The organism is Streptomyces sp. NPDC057474, from assembly GCF_042802555.1.
Classification (GTDB): Bacteria; Actinomycetota; Actinomycetes; order Streptomycetales; family Streptomycetaceae; genus Streptomyces.
The window spans coordinates 1-13,442 of record NZ_JBHVDX010000012.1; the positions used below are offsets into that span (position 1 = coordinate 1).

A 13,442-nucleotide genomic window follows, 5' to 3' on the forward strand; every position below is an offset into this window, starting at 1 on the left:
GAGTGAGCCTGAGGGTCAGGCTCACTCAAAAGGAGCCGCACCATTCCTTTATTTGTCGGTGATGAACGGTGCTGTGCCGATATGGGTTGAGTTGGTGGCCTGTTGGAGGAGGAACGCGGCCGCGTTGGTCCGCGAGAGGCGGACACCGCCCTTGTCGCCGACCGCGCGGACGTTGATCGCGGCGGTCTTCGGGCCGTTGGTCAGCAGCGGGACGCGGACGATGGTCCACTTCAGCCCGGAGTCGCGGACGGTCTGTCCGATGCGGACGATGGCGTCGTAGGCCACGGGCTGGAACTTCCGGATGCCGGTGACCATGAGCCCGACTTTGAGCTCCCTGCGGTCGGCCGGGTCGGTGATGCTCGGGGTGCCCAGCGCGACGAGGCGTTCGACCTCGTGTTCCCGCATCACCGCGATGATGCTGCGGTAGCCGGAGACCAGCGGGGGAATGTCCGCCTTGTTGCTGCCCGGGCCCAGCACGCTGAGCACGGCGTCGCTGCCGCGCACCGCCTCGCCGATGGCCAATGCGTCGTCGAGTTGTCCCTGGATCGCCGTGAGCCGCTGGTGGGAGGGCAGTTTCGCGGGCGTACGGGCGTAGGCGACGACCTCGTGGCCCTCGGCCAGGGCCTGGTTGATCAGGAGCAGACCGGTGGGGCCGGTACCGCCGAAGACGGTTATGCGCATGGGTTCACCTCTAGGGGACCGGGCCACAGGGCAGGGTTCATCTCCGTAACTCCATCCGAGCAGTGGCCTTGGGCGTCGCAGAACGCGCCTTCCGGAGCGCTGATGAGCGTGAGCGCGGGTGGAGGCGTGTCGTGGGACTCGACGTCGCCGGCCGCGACGAGGGTGTCGCAGTCGGCCGACTCGGAGTGACGCGTGGTGGGTGCAGTCATGCGGACGCTCCCCGTGCCTGCGCGATGGCGGTTGCGTAGCCCTGGACATGGGTGGCGCCGGCAACGGCGTGAGTGCCGTTGAAGACCGCGAACGGCACCCCCGTGATGCCGAGCGCCCGGCCCGCCGCCTGTTCGTCGCGGACGGCCTGTGCGCAGGTGTCCCCGGACAGCAGCGCACGGGTCTCCTCGGCCGGAACTCCGGCGTCGGCGGCGACCTGGACCAGCACGTCGTCGTCGAACGGGTTGAGCTCGCCGGCGAAGTAGCCGCGCTGCAACGTCGAGAACATCGGTGTGGCCACGCCGTGAGCGCGGGCGAGATGCAGAACCCGGTGGACGTCGAAGGTGTTCGCGGCCGGGCGGTCCACGCTGTACGGCAGGCCCTCGGCGCGGGCCAGTGCGGCCATCTGCGATTCCATCCGGCGGGCGTGCTCGGCCGTGCCTCCGTGCTTGGCGACGAACACTTCCGGCACCGATACCGGTGTTGAGGCCATGTCCTGATCCAGTTGGAAGGAACGAAGGACTACCTGTACCTGCCCGGCTGCAGCTGTGGTGATGGCCTGCTCGAGCCGGTGCTTGCCGATGTAGCACCAGGGGCAGCCCAGATCGGTCCACAACTCGATGACCAGAGGGGAGCCGGTGTCCGGCGTCGATGATTCCGGCGCGGTGAACGTGGTCATGGAAGCCTCATTCCTGTGCACGGGTCTTTCCGATCGGGGGCGGGGCACGGAGACGGCCGGCGATGGCGGGTGGATCGCCGATGTGCGGCTACGTGGCTGAAGGGACAGGTGTCGGCGACCCGCTGGAGGAGCAGGCGATCGATCTGCCGCGAGTGCGGCTTTCGTCCCGTCATCGCAGGCGGGACTTCGGGCTGGTCCGGGTCGGGAGCCAGACACCGCGGATGACGGCGAGTCCCGGCGCCGTACGGGCCTCGGGTCAATCCGGAAGACCGTCCCGCGCCGGGCGTGTGTGCAGCCGAGAGCGACCCTTTCAGGCCCTATAGGGCGGCCTGGAAGGTTTCGGCGAGCTTGCGGGCCTGCTCATGGGAGTCCGCCAGGGACGCCTCGTGCAGCGGTACCAATTCGGACATGTAGGGGACGACCGGGGCGAGGGTGAGCTCGGGGGTCAGGACGCTCACGTCGAGGCCGAGCGTCTGCTGATGTCCCAGGACGGTTTCCAGGGTGGGGATCACATGGTCCATGCCGTGGTTGGGGGTGCCGGGGCCGTAGCCGCCGCCACGGGCGGATACAACCAAGGCAGGGCGGCCGGCGGCCGGCGGCCCGTCGGGAAGTGCCATCGTGGCACCCACGGTCATGACCTGGTCCAGCCATGCCTTGAACACCGAGGGCATCGAGTAGTTGTACATCGGCACCGTGAACACGTAGGCGCTCGCACCGAGGAACTCCCCGATCAGCTCTTCCTGGATCGCCGCGGCCGCGGCCTGCTCCGGGGTGCGAGCGGCCTGGTCCGCGCCGCGAGCAGCGATGCCGGCGGCACTGAGGTGAGGCACCGGTGCGGCTCCGAGGTCACGGTGCACGACCGGCCCCTGCCAGGAATCCCGAAAGGTCTGGGCGACCTTCCGGGACACCGAGCTGTCCAGGGAGGAGGAATCGATGTGCAGCAGATAGGACATGAAAGTACCTCCGGAACCGAAACTTATCTTTTGTGCGCAGCGCCATCATGCGACAGTATGGAGACGCCTACAAAAGGCACATTCATGTCTGTACCGAAGGGGTATGTGCGTCATGGACACCGCCGGCGTAACCACCGACACGATGCCGACAGGGCCGTGCGCCCGTATTCCTGCAGGGCAGTCCGCCTTCATCCGCGAGATTCTCGAGCGTGTCGGCGACAAGTGGACACTGCTCGTGATCGCCACTCTGCAACAGGGCGTGCGTCGCTACTCCGATCTGCACCACACCGTGCCGGGGATCTCCCAGCGCATGCTCACCCTCACGTTGCGGCAGCTCGTCCAGGACGGCCTCGTCACCCGAACCGCATACGCCGAAGTCCCCCCACGCGTCGAGTACGCTCTTACCCCCCTCGGGATCAGCCTCCTCGACATCGTCGGTTCCCTGATCGACTGGGCCTCGACCCATCACGACGAGATCCGTGAGCACCGCGCGCACGCCGGCCAGGCGACAACGAAGCCGACACCCACGAACGCGAAAAGCTGACCCTCTCCAGGCCCCGAGTGGTCGGCAGGCAATATTCGTCAATCTCTGCGGCTCTTCGCAGACTGCCGTGGCCGGTCACACCAGCACAGCACGCCTGAGGAGAGTCGCGATGGCGGGACTGCCGACTCAAGGGCAATGGCGTTCACCAGGCCATGCTCGGCATCGCCCGACTCCACAACTTGGCCCTCGGCGGATAACCCAACAGGTCAGGGCGCGGATCGGCATCCTGGATGACGCGATCCGGTCCTGGGTGCCGCGAAGCCGCGCGTAGACGGCGCTTGTGACTCAGGGGCTGTCCCCGCCGACCGAATCGTCGTCCGGGTCCTCGGTCGCGTACAGGGTGGGCCCGAGGCGTGCGGCCAGCGTGTCTCCAGCCATACGCGTTTGGACGACTGTGCCGTCGGAACCCACCGTCAGCGCTGCGTAGTACCCCAGCGCTGTCCAGTCCGAGGGCACGTGGAAGAAGAATTCCAACGTGTCGTCCGGGTACTCGTCGCGCAGCAAGGGAAGCAACTTCTTCAGAGTGGAACCGCCGTGCAGGCCGCTGATCATGACAGTCACTTGATCCGGTGCCGGCCGCCATGCCCGCACATGCGCGTAGCCCTGCCGGCCATCGAAGGACCGAACGTAATGCTCATCACGGATCATTTCGGGATGTGCGCGTTCAACGGCCAAGGGGAGGCCCCTTCTTCTCAGTGCCGGCACCAACGCCCCACAACAGCAGGTCCACGGTACGGGCGGTGCGGCGCCGGTGACCGTCCCAGCAGTCCGTCCCAGGCAGCCGGCGCGGGCTGTCCGAGCAGGTCAACTGAGGCTGCTGTGACGGCAAACCGGTCTCCGTTGCGGGCCGGACCGGGGGCGGTGCCGTCGCATAGACTCGGGTGACCAGCGTGGCGGGTGGGGGAGGCACGGGTGGACGATCGTGAAGCCGGTGATCCCAGAGTCAGGTTTGCGGAGGCGCTGACCCGGCTGCGTCGGCGGCTGCCAGACGTGTCGGACGAGACCCTGGCCCGGCGGGCCAGCGCGGTGGAGCTGCCGTCCGGGCGCCGGGTCGCTGTCAACGCGCGCAGGCTCGGCGAATGGGCCAGCGGTCAGTCGGTACCGCGCAGGTTCGAAGTCGTCATGGCGTTGGTACAGGCCGTCGAGAGGGCGGCTGGAGGCGCGTCCGCCGATCAGCCCACGGTGGCGCACTGGCAGCGGCTGTGGCGTGCCGCGCGGGATTACCGGAGCAGCCCCGCCCCTGGACAGCAGCCGCAGCCGCAGGCTCAACCGCAGATCGTGATCGGCCGTCCGCCGAGTGATGCCGCCGCACTGCGGCGGCGTGACGGGTTGGCCGAGAGCATCGACGCGGGCATGCGAGACGCATCCGTCCGGCAGATCCTGCTCACGGGCGCGGGCGGCGTCGGCAAGTCGCAACTGGCCTCCGCGGCGTTCCACCGCGCCAAGCAGCGGGCCGGGATCCTGCTCTGGGTGCCCGCCGGCGACCGCCTCTCGGTTCTGGGCAGTTACGCCCGCGCGTGGCGGGCGCTGTCCGCGGCGCGCCTCGCGAGCATCGCGGGGGAAGCCCCCGCGCCCGGCGTCGACCCGGGCGGCGACGACGAGACCCAGGCCGACCTGTTCCTGGCCTGGCTGAGATCAACCGCCACCCCCTGGCTCGTGGTCCTCGACGACATCGACGACCCGGGCGAACTGGCCGGGCTCTGGCCCGCAGGTGACGTCGGCCGGACCGTCCAGACCACCCGCCGGCGGGACGCCACGCTGCTGCGCCCGGGCGTCCGGGTGATTCCCGTCGGCGTGTTCACCGCCGACGAAGCCACTGCTTACCTGGCCGACCGGCTGCTGCTCGACCTGGGTCCGGCCGCCGGGCACCACGGGTCCCAGGCCCACCGCCGCGAGGATCTGGCGGCCCTTGCCGCAGTCCTCGGCCACTTTCCGCTCGCCCTGTCGCAGGCGGCTGCCTTCCTCATCGACACCGGCATGGACCTGCCCGTGTACCTGAGCCTTCTGGCTGACCGGCGGGAGAGCGTCGCCGGTCTGCTCCCGCCCTCCTCCCCCGCGGACGAGCATGGCGGCACGGTGACGAGCACCCTGCAACTCGCCCTCGGGCGGGCGGAGTCGCTGGCACCGCCCGGGACCGCCCGTGCCATGCTCGAACTGATCTCGATGTACGCGCCCGACGGCATTCCCGACGCCGTACTGCTCGGTTCGGCGGCGCGCGACTGGCTCGGCGGTGACCCTGTCCCGCAACGGGGCGCCCTGCTGGCGTTGCGGGCACTGCACCGGCTGAGTCTGGTCACCCACCAGGGGCCTGCCGGCCCGGCGGTCGTCGAGGTGCATTCCCTCGTCCAGCGCGCGATTCGCGACGGTGTACCGGCCGACCGCCGCGAACGGCTCGCCACGGCCGCGGCCGACGGGCTGGAGGAGGTGTGGTCCGCGCCGGACTGCGAACCGGAGACGGAGACCGCCCTCTACCGCAGCGCCGAAGTGCTGCTGGCGAATGCCGGGGGGAACCTCTGGCACGGCGGCGGCCTGCATCCCCTGCTCCGCCGGTTGGGGCCGCATCTGAGCGCTCTGGGCCGTCCCGCCGCGGCCCGGGACATGGCACAGGGCCTGGCCGATCAGGCGTGGCGGCGGCTGGGCGACGGCCACCGGGACGTTCTGACGCTGCGTTCGCAGGCGGCCCAGGCCGGGGGCGACCTCGGGGACACCACGGCGGCCGTCCGGTCGCTGGCGGAGATCAGGCGCGAGGCGGAGGACAGCCTCGGCCGCGCGGACCCGGACACGCTGTCCATCCGGCTGCACGAGGCGCGCTTCCGGATGGAGTCGGGCCTCATCGACGCCGCGCTGGCCGACTTCGTCACCCTGGCCGCCGAGGCGCGGGCGACGCTCGGCGCCGGTGCCCCGCTGGTGACCGCCGCCGACGAATACGTCGCGCTGTGCCGCGGACTCTCCGGGGACGCCCACGGCGCGCGCGTCGCGTACGCCTCGATCGCCCGGGAACTGGAGCGGGACCTCGGGCCCCGGCATCCGGCGACGTTGAAGGTCCTCACCGACCTCAGCCGGTGGATCGGGGAGACGGGTGACGTGCGGCTGGCTGTCACCACCTATCAGCAGGCGGTGGACGGCTTGGCTTCCGTCGTCGGCCGGCTGCACCCCGAGACCCTCGTAGCCCGGCACAACCTCGCCTACTGGCACGCAATCGCCGGCGACCTCGATGGGGCGATCGAGCAGTTCGTCACAGCGGCCGACGATGCCGAACTCGCGCTTGGCGCCGAGCACCCCACCACCCTGACCTACCAGGTCAACCTGGCCTTCTGGCGTGGCGTCGCCGGCGACACCGCCGTCGCGACGGGCCGACTGGAGCGGCTCCGGCGGACCTTGGAACGGGTCCTCGGCGCCGACCACCCGCGCACCCTGCGGGCCCGGCAGCAGCAGGCCGAACTCCTGCACCGCGGCGGTGACCACGCCACCGCCGCAGACCGGCTCACCACTCTGCTGGCCGACATGATCCGGGTCCAGGGCGCCAACCATCCGCGTACCCGAGAAGCCGGCCAACTGCTGACGCGGTGGTCGCAGGAACGGGCCGTCACGGTCCCGCAGGACCTCAACGCGACGGAGAAGGCACCGCGGGCCCCCGCCGACGGACAGTCCTGACAACCGCGCCTCCCGCTACGGCCGCGGACGTACCGCCGATCGCCACCGTGATGTTGAGACGCTCGCGGTCCTCGACGCTCCGAAGGTGCTCCCTCGCCACCGCCTCGCGCTCGGGCGAGAGCTGGAGGTCATAGACGTAATGCTCGGCCTGGATCCGCTCGTCCTTGTTCACATACGTCAGCAGGCTCAGCACGGCGAACGCCACGCCCACCACGATCATGAGTACGCCCACTACGGACATGGTCCTGCGCATGATGCCTCCTGATGGCGGCGGTCGGCATGGTGCCGCTGCCGTGCCTTGAGGCTGCCGAACCTAGGGCCGGGGCCCGTTCGCTGTCCCTCGCCGAACCCGCCGGCACCTACATCGGACCAGGTCGGGACGGAGGATCGCGGCCCCCGCTCCGGCCCGGTGCGGGAGGACGGTGCCCCCGGTCGGCGCCGGGGTGCTGAAGCGTGTTGGAAGGCTGGGCCTCTCCAGGACACGGCGGCGCCTCCTGGTGATCGTCCGGCCGGTGGACAAGCCATCGGGCCGTTCGGGACCGGCTCGGCGCACGCCCTCAGTTTCCGCGTCGTGTACGAAGAACCCGACCTGCACCAACTTCCGCCAGCCCTACGGATCCTGGTGGCCTGCTGCCTGGCCAAGGAGCCCGACCGGCGGCCCACGGTGACCACGCTGCTGCACCAGCTGGCCGATACCTTCGGCGGCCAGCCGACTGGCTCCCCGAGCCGGTCGCCGCGACCGTGCACTCGCGCACCGTCGGTGCGCCGCCGCCCCCGGCTCCACCACCCGCATCGCCCGAGACGTACGAGCCCCCGCCCACAGAGCCGGCGCCGGCGGAACCCGGTGCCGCCCCGCCGCCCCGCCGGAGCGCCCGGCGCCGGCCCGGCCGGGGGAACAGCGCGACGTCGACCTCCCGCCGCCCATGGCGCGGCTCCCGTCCCGGCCGCCCACGAAGGCTGGGGCACGCCCGGCCGGGATCACCCGTAGACAGACCCTGCTCGGCCTCGGCAGCACCACCGCCGCAGGACTCGGCTTCGTCGGCTGGAAGATGCGCGGCAGAGGTTCCGCTGCATCCGGCAAGCAGCGATGGCTGTTCCGCGCCGGTGACTCCGTGTCCTCGTCACCGGCGGTGGCGGGCGGTGTGGTGTTCGTCGGCTGCAGGGACGGCAACCTGTACGCGGTGGACGCCGCCTCCGGCGAGCAGCGGTGGAAGATCCGCACGGGCGGCGCCGTGCTCTCGTCGCCGGCCGTGGCGGGCGGTGTGGTGTATGTCGGGAGCCAGGACGGCAACCTGTACGCGGTGGACGCCGCGACCGGCGTGCGGGCCGGTGGGACGCCTACGTACAGTACGAAACACCGCGCCGGACCCCGTCGCCGCGACTGTTCCTCGCGGGGCCGGCCCAGTGGTGGCTGCGGGTCCACGGCCTCGCCCCGGTGGAGGCCACAGTCATCCGCGGATGCCCCGTGTGGTGGCTCTGGCCCTGCGTGGTGAGGACTTCCGGGCCCCGTCAACCCCGACCGCACCGACACTCGCCTCGGCAGATGGCGCGGGTGAGCCGCGAGGGCGCGGCCGACCGCCACCACAGTCCGCCGTGTCGACGACGCGCTGCCTACGGCTGTCGTAGCCCCGGCCCCCTCTGGAACGACTCCTCCAGCGTGCGAGCCGGGGAGCCAGCGGGTGGATGTGCGGAGCCACTGGGTCGGGTCGGGGTGGTCGTGGTCCGAGTCCTGCACATGCTGCGGTTGGTTCAGGGCCGACCTTCACACGGGTGTGAGGGTCCACCGGCTTTCGCATAGCGGCTGTCGGGGCGGGGCAGGCCCAGGTGGCCGCGCAGGGTCGTGGCGTCGTAGGCGGTGCGGAAGGCGCCGCGTCGCTGGAGCTCGGGGACCAGGCCGCGGGTGATCGCGGTGAGGTCGTGGGGCGTGGTGCCGGGGCGGAGGCGGAAGCCTTCGAGGCCGGCGGTGCGCCAGTCCAGCAGCAGGTCGGCGAGGTCGCCGGGGGTTCCGGTGAAGATCTCGGCGTCCGAGGCGAGTTCGGCGCCGTTCAGGGCGTCCAGGCGGGCCTTGCGGCGGGCGGCGGCGCCCGGCTCGTCGTCCAGGAAGACGAGCAGTTCCGCGAATCGCCTGAGCGGACGGGTCCTCAGGTCCCGGCCGACCGCCGTCACGGCCTCGTCGACCTGCGCGAGGATCGCCAGGGCGCCCGCGCGGTCGTGCGGGGTGACCAGGACGACGTCGGAGGCGCGCGCCGCGAACTCGTACGGCGTGGAGGCGTGCGCCAGGCTCACGACCAGTGGCTGGCCCTGCGGCGGACGCGGGGTGATCGAGGGGCCCTTGACGGCGAAGTGCGTGCCTTCGAAGTCGATGTGGTGCAGTTTGCGGCGGTCGATGAAGCGGTCTGTCGCCGCGTCCCGTATCTCCGCGTCGTCCTCCCAGCTGTCCCACAGCCGCCGCGCCACCTCCACCACGTCGACGGCCTCGGCGAACAGCGGCCGCAGCCGCGCCGCGATCAGCTCGGGGTCGCGTACGTCGGCGTCGGTCAGCCGCGGTGTCGTACGGCGGCCGAAGTGGGCGGCGTCGGCGGCGCGCGAGGAGATCTGCGGGCGCCATCCGGCACGGCCCTCGGCGGCGTGGTCGAGGGTCGCGATGCCGATGGCGACGTGGAACGGCTCGGTGTGCGTGACGTTCGTGGTGGGGACCAGGCCGATGTGTGCGGTGAGCGGGGCCAGGTGGGCCGCGAGCAGCACCGCGTCGAGGTGGCCCCGGACTTGGTCGACGCGGTCGTCCGGACGGTGGAAGGCGGCGGACTGCGGGCCCAGGGCGTCCTCCAGGGTGACGAAGTCGACCAGGCCCCGCTCGGCCTCGGCCACCAGGTCCGCCCAGTACCCCGGTGTGAACAGTTCGGCGGGCCGGGCATCCTCGGCCCGCCAGGCCGCCGGATGCCAGCCCGCGCCGTCCAGGGCGACGGCGAGGTGCAGCGGGGTGCCGGTCACGCGTCCTCCTCGGTGGATGTGCGGGTGCGGGGGCGCAGGCCCAGGTGGTCCCGGAGTGTGGTCCCCGTGTAGTCCTCGCGGAACACGCCCTTCTCCTGCAACAGCGGCACCACCCGGTCGACGAGGTCGTCGAGGCCGTCGGGTGTCAGATGCGGGACGAGGACGAAGCCGTCGGCGCCGTCGGTCTGCACGAAGTGGTCGATGGCGTCGGCGACGGTACGCGGGCTGCCGACGAAGGTCTGCCCGCCGTGGACCTCGATGACCAGCTCGCGGATGCTCAGCCCGCGCTCCTCGGCGAGCTTGCGCCATCGCCGTGCCGTCTCCTCCCGGCCCTTGCGGAACACCGAATGCCCCTTCAGGAGCTGGGAGTCGGGCTCGGGGTCGACATCGGGCAGCGGCCCGTCCGGGTCGTACGCCGACAGGTCGCGGCCCCACACGGCCTCCAGGTGGGCGATCGCGGTCTGCGGACTCACCTGGGCGCGGGTGATCTCGTCGGCGTACGCTGCGGCCTCCTCGTCGGTCTCGGCGACGACCGCGGTGGCCGTGGGGATGACCAACAGGTCGTCGGGGGAGCGGCTGTGCCGGGCCAGGCGTCCCTTGACGTCCCGGTAGAAGGCGCGGGCCTCGTCGAGCCTGTTGTACTTGCTGAAGATGACGTCGGCGTCCGCCGCGGCGAACTCCCGGCCCGCCTCGGACTCCCCGGCCTGGATGATCACGGGATGCCCCTGTGGGCCGCGCGGTGTGTTGAACCGCCCCGCGATGTCGAAGTGCGGCCCCCGGTGGGCGAACACACCGGCGCTGGAGTCGGTGAACTCCCCGGCCCGCACGTTCGCGCGCACCGCGTCGTCGGCCCAGCTGTCCCACAACTTTCGGGCTGTACAAAGGAATTCGGCGGCCCGAGTGTAGCGATCGGCCTCCGCGAGGAAGCCGCCCCGGCGGAAGTTCTCGCCGGTGAACGCGTCGAAGCTGGTGACCACGTTCCAGGCCGCGCGCCCGCCGCTGAGGTGGTCCAGGGTCGCGAGCCTGCGCGCCACCTCGTACGGCTCGTTGAAGGTGGCGTTGACGGTGGCGGCCAGTCCCAGGCGGTGCGTGACGGCGGAGAGCGCGGCGAGCATCGTCAGGTTCTCCGGGCGGCCCACGACGTCCAGGTCGTAGAACTCGCCCTTGTGCTCGCGCAGCCGCAGTCCCTCGGCGAGGAAGAAGAAGTCGAACTTGCCGCGTTCGGCGGTCCGCGCGAGCCGTACGAAGGAGTCGATGGCGATCTGGCTCCGTGACCGCGGGTCGGACCAGACGGTCACGTTGTGGACGCCTGGAAGCTGCGCCGCGAGGTGCACCTGTTTTCTGACGACGGCGGTCATGGAGCCTGCCTCTCAGACGAGGGGAGCGGGGGAGACGTACCGCACCGTGTTGTCGAAGGCCACGCCGTGGCTCTTGACGTCGATCGCGATGTTGTCGCCGTCGGCGATCCGGAAACCGTCGTGGAAGCTGGCCTCGTCGGCGCCCAGGAGCACGTAGTTGACGAGGCCGGGGCGGCGTACCGCCGGGAACGAGAACAGGTGTGCCGCCATGTCCCGCATCCGGAAGTACAGGGCGTCGCCGCCGCAGTCGAAGCTGCCCTCCCAGGCGGTCGCGCCGTCCCGCTCGATGGTGACCCGGCCGGTGACCGAGGCCGGCGGCTCGCCGAGGAACAGCCAGGGCGCGAGGGCGGTGTCGCACAGCTTGCAGTACGGGTTGTAGCCGGGGTCCTGGCGGTGCAGGCCGATGTCGCACAGGTCGTTGCCGAAGGTGTAGCCGGCGTAGTGCGGGGTGCCGTCGGCGTCGTTGACGTAGACGAGGGCGACCTCGGGCTCCTCGATGAGGGCGACCGGGTTCGCGGGCACGTTGAGCGTCTCGCCCGGCAGCCGCACCCAGTCGCCGAAGCCCTTGAAGAACCACTTGGGCGGCGTGAACTCGCCCTCCGGGGCGGTCTTCCCGCCCCACTTCTTCTTGTGCGTGCCCATGAAACCGCTCAGCAGCGCGTTTCCGGTGGCCGTCGGCAGCAGCAGCGGCAGCGGGCGTACGGCCGGGTCGCCGGCGGTGACGGTGACCGCCTCGGCGCCCTCGGTGACGGCGGCCCTGATCGCGGCCGCCGAGCCATCGGTGGCGATGAAGGCCGACGCGAGCTGCCCGTCGGACACCCGGTACAGGGTCTGCTCCGTGCCCGGTTCGGGACGGTCGAAGCCGACGTGACGTTCGCCCTGGTAGAGGGCCTCGAAGAGGATCGGGTCAGACATGGTGAAGGTCTCCAGCTCTTGTCGGGATCAGGGGGCCACGGGAGTGCCGGTGAGGTCGGTCAGGATCGTGCCGACGCGGTCGACCGCCTCTCGGATCCAGGGCAGTTCGAGGGGGTTCGGTGCCTCGAGGGCGGTTCGGCGCTGTTCTTCGGTGTCGCCGTAGAGGCGGCTGGTGGCGGCCCGGATGCGCAGCGCGTGCCGGACTTCGCCGAAGGCGCTCGCGGGGAGTACGCCGAGGCCGTGGCGCTCACTGAGGAAGCGGGCCAGGTCGTCGCCGTCGCGGACGTCATGCGCCCGGGACAGGTGGTCCCGGAGCGGTTCGAAGTCGGGGTAGAGGTAGGAGGTCGCGCGGACCGGGGCCAGGGTGGCGCCGGCCGCGATGAAGCGGTCGGCGACCGCGCGCACCACCGCCTCGTGCAGCCGACGGCTCGCCGCGATGTGCTCGGTGATCTCGGCGGGCTCGCCGAAGGCGTACGCGGCGGCCGTCTGCACGGGTGCCGTCGGGCTGGACCAGATCTGGCTGGCGATCGAGACGAGCCGACCGTGCAGCGCCCGCCCGAGGTCGCCGTCGGGCAGCCGGGCGACGCCGGTGCGCCAGCCGCCGAGCGCCAGGTTCTTGGTGAGTCCGGTGGTGACGACGGTGCGCTCGGGGGCGTGCAGGGCCGGGGACTCGGCGGGTGCCGTGGGGTCGTACACGAGGTCGCAGTAGATCTCGTCGGACACGATGACCAGGTCCAACTCCCGGGCTGCCGCAGCCAGTCGCCGCACTGTTCCGGGCGAAGCGACGGTGCCGGTCGGATTGTCCGGCACCGTCACGACCACGGACCGGGGGTCCTGCCCGGCGGCGCGTGCCGCGGTGACCGCCTCGCGCAGCCGCTCCGGGTCGGGTACGCCGCCCTGGCCCGGCCGGGTCGGTACGGCGACGGGGCGGGCCCCGGCGAGCCTGGCCTGCGCGGCATAGCTCACCCAGCTCGGCACGGGCACGACCACGTCGCCGCCGATGGCGAGCAGCAACGCGAACAGCAACGGCTTGCTGCCCGGCCCGGCGACGACGAGCCCGGGGTCCGTGCCGAGGCCGCGCCGCCCCCAGTACCCGGCGGCGGCCGCACGCAGCGCCTCGCTGCCGGGCACCGGGCCGTACGCGTTCTCATCCGCGGCGGCGACAAGCCGCTCCCGCAGCGCGGGGTGCACGGGCAGACCGATCTCGCCACTGGTCATCGACAGCACCTGTTCCCCGGCGAGGCGCCGCCGGGCCATGGCCTCGTCGGCGGCGAGCGTCGCCGACATGGAGACCGGTGCGGGTTCGGGCATTTCAGGCTCCAACGGGAAGGGGGAGAGGGCGGGTCGGAGGAGGGGGGAGAGGGGCGGCCGGTCTGTCGGGGAGGCGGCTGAGCGCCGTTGGTGGCTTGGTGGCTCAGCGATCGGCCAATCAGCGGGCGGTGAGCAGGTGAGCAGGTGAG

The 13,442-nt window shown here is 71.5% G+C and carries 12 protein-coding genes and 1 pseudogene; 4 read left to right on the forward strand and 9 right to left on the reverse strand.

Annotated features, from left to right (window positions below; genetic code table 11):
- Window positions 1-48: 48 nt before the first annotated feature.
- The 3 genes from ACFU53_RS05255 to ACFU53_RS05265 all read right to left on the reverse strand — a co-directional run bounded on the left by ACFU53_RS05255 (window position 49) and on the right by ACFU53_RS05265 (window position 2,520).
- A complete protein-coding gene (locus ACFU53_RS05255) occupies window positions 49-681 on the reverse strand; it encodes an NAD(P)-dependent oxidoreductase (RefSeq protein ID WP_383986218.1) in 633 nt (210 codons plus the stop codon).
- Between the two features lie 205 nt (window positions 682-886).
- The gene (locus tag ACFU53_RS05260; RefSeq protein ID WP_383986220.1) at window positions 887-1,567 is read right to left on the reverse strand and encodes a DsbA family protein; all 681 of its coding nucleotides are present in this window, start codon (window positions 1,565-1,567) and stop codon (window positions 887-889) included.
- 317 nt (window positions 1,568-1,884) lie between these two features.
- The gene (locus ACFU53_RS05265; RefSeq protein ID WP_383986222.1) at window positions 1,885-2,520 is read right to left on the reverse strand and encodes an FMN-dependent NADH-azoreductase; all 636 of its coding nucleotides are present in this window, start codon (window positions 2,518-2,520) and stop codon (window positions 1,885-1,887) included.
- Window positions 2,521-2,632: 112 nt separating this feature from the next.
- On the opposite strand from ACFU53_RS05265, the gene ACFU53_RS05270 reads away from it, so the two are divergent.
- Window positions 2,633-3,064, forward strand: coding sequence for a winged helix-turn-helix transcriptional regulator (locus ACFU53_RS05270; RefSeq protein WP_383986224.1), 432 nt, complete (start codon window positions 2,633-2,635; stop codon window positions 3,062-3,064).
- A gap of 113 nt (window positions 3,065-3,177) precedes the next feature.
- Window positions 3,178-3,261: pseudogene (locus ACFU53_RS05275) on the forward strand (IS5/IS1182 family transposase); the annotation flags it as partial.
- A gap of 88 nt (window positions 3,262-3,349) precedes the next feature.
- On the opposite strand, the gene ACFU53_RS05280 reads toward ACFU53_RS05275, so the two are convergent.
- A complete protein-coding gene (locus ACFU53_RS05280; protein WP_383986226.1) occupies window positions 3,350-3,739 on the reverse strand; it encodes a hypothetical protein in 390 nt (129 codons plus the stop codon).
- A 237-nt stretch (window positions 3,740-3,976) separates the two neighbouring features.
- Here ACFU53_RS05280 and ACFU53_RS05285 point away from each other — a divergent pair, with 237 nt between their 5' ends.
- On the forward strand, window positions 3,977-6,718 hold the full coding sequence (locus ACFU53_RS05285) for a tetratricopeptide repeat protein (RefSeq protein ID WP_383986229.1): 2,742 nt from the start codon (window positions 3,977-3,979) through the stop codon (window positions 6,716-6,718).
- On the opposite strand, the gene ACFU53_RS05290 is transcribed toward ACFU53_RS05285, so the two are convergent.
- Window positions 6,669-6,971, reverse strand: coding sequence for a hypothetical protein (locus ACFU53_RS05290; RefSeq protein ID WP_383986231.1), 303 nt, complete (start codon window positions 6,969-6,971; stop codon window positions 6,669-6,671). The genes ACFU53_RS05285 and ACFU53_RS05290 overlap by 50 nt on opposite strands.
- Window positions 6,972-7,641: 670 nt before the next feature.
- On the opposite strand from ACFU53_RS05290, the gene ACFU53_RS05295 reads away from it, so the two are divergent.
- On the forward strand, window positions 7,642-8,211 hold the full coding sequence (locus tag ACFU53_RS05295; protein ID WP_383986233.1) for a PQQ-binding-like beta-propeller repeat protein: 570 nt from the start codon (window positions 7,642-7,644) through the stop codon (window positions 8,209-8,211).
- A 256-nt stretch (window positions 8,212-8,467) separates the two neighbouring features.
- Here ACFU53_RS05295 and ACFU53_RS05300 read toward each other — a convergent pair whose 3' ends face one another.
- The 4 genes from ACFU53_RS05300 to ACFU53_RS05315 are packed head-to-tail and all read right to left on the reverse strand — an operon-like array spanning window position 8,468 to window position 13,293.
- Entirely contained in the window at window positions 8,468-9,709 is a 1,242-nt protein-coding gene (locus tag ACFU53_RS05300; protein ID WP_383986235.1) for an LLM class flavin-dependent oxidoreductase, read from the reverse strand.
- A complete protein-coding gene (locus ACFU53_RS05305) occupies window positions 9,706-11,067 on the reverse strand; it encodes an NtaA/DmoA family FMN-dependent monooxygenase (protein WP_383986237.1) in 1,362 nt (453 codons plus the stop codon). The genes ACFU53_RS05300 and ACFU53_RS05305 overlap by 4 nt, the downstream gene beginning before the upstream one ends.
- A 12-nt stretch (window positions 11,068-11,079) precedes the next feature.
- Entirely contained in the window at window positions 11,080-11,982 is a 903-nt protein-coding gene (locus tag ACFU53_RS05310; RefSeq protein ID WP_383986239.1) for a fumarylacetoacetate (FAA) hydrolase, read from the reverse strand.
- Between the two features lie 27 nt (window positions 11,983-12,009).
- On the reverse strand, window positions 12,010-13,293 hold the full coding sequence (locus ACFU53_RS05315) for a pyridoxal phosphate-dependent aminotransferase (protein ID WP_383986241.1): 1,284 nt from the start codon (window positions 13,291-13,293) through the stop codon (window positions 12,010-12,012).
- Window positions 13,294-13,442 lie beyond the last annotated feature (149 nt).

Coding starts and splice junctions, on each gene's coding strand:
- ACFU53_RS05255 (WP_383986218.1), bottom strand. CDS start 681: ATGCGCATAACCGTCTTCGGCGGTACCGGCCCCACCGGTCTGCTCCTG.
- ACFU53_RS05260 (WP_383986220.1), bottom strand. CDS start 1,567: ATGACCACGTTCACCGCGCCGGAATCATCGACGCCGGACACCGGCTCC.
- ACFU53_RS05265 (WP_383986222.1), bottom strand. CDS start 2,520: ATGTCCTATCTGCTGCACATCGATTCCTCCTCCCTGGACAGCTCGGTG.
- ACFU53_RS05270 (WP_383986224.1), top strand. CDS start 2,633: ATGGACACCGCCGGCGTAACCACCGACACGATGCCGACAGGGCCGTGC.
- ACFU53_RS05290 (WP_383986231.1), bottom strand. CDS start 6,971: ATGCGCAGGACCATGTCCGTAGTGGGCGTACTCATGATCGTGGTGGGC.
- ACFU53_RS05295 (WP_383986233.1), top strand. CDS start 7,642: ATGGCGCGGCTCCCGTCCCGGCCGCCCACGAAGGCTGGGGCACGCCCG.
- ACFU53_RS05305 (WP_383986237.1), bottom strand. CDS start 11,067: ATGACCGCCGTCGTCAGAAAACAGGTGCACCTCGCGGCGCAGCTTCCA.
- ACFU53_RS05310 (WP_383986239.1), bottom strand. CDS start 11,982: ATGTCTGACCCGATCCTCTTCGAGGCCCTCTACCAGGGCGAACGTCAC.
- ACFU53_RS05315 (WP_383986241.1), bottom strand. CDS start 13,293: ATGCCCGAACCCGCACCGGTCTCCATGTCGGCGACGCTCGCCGCCGAC.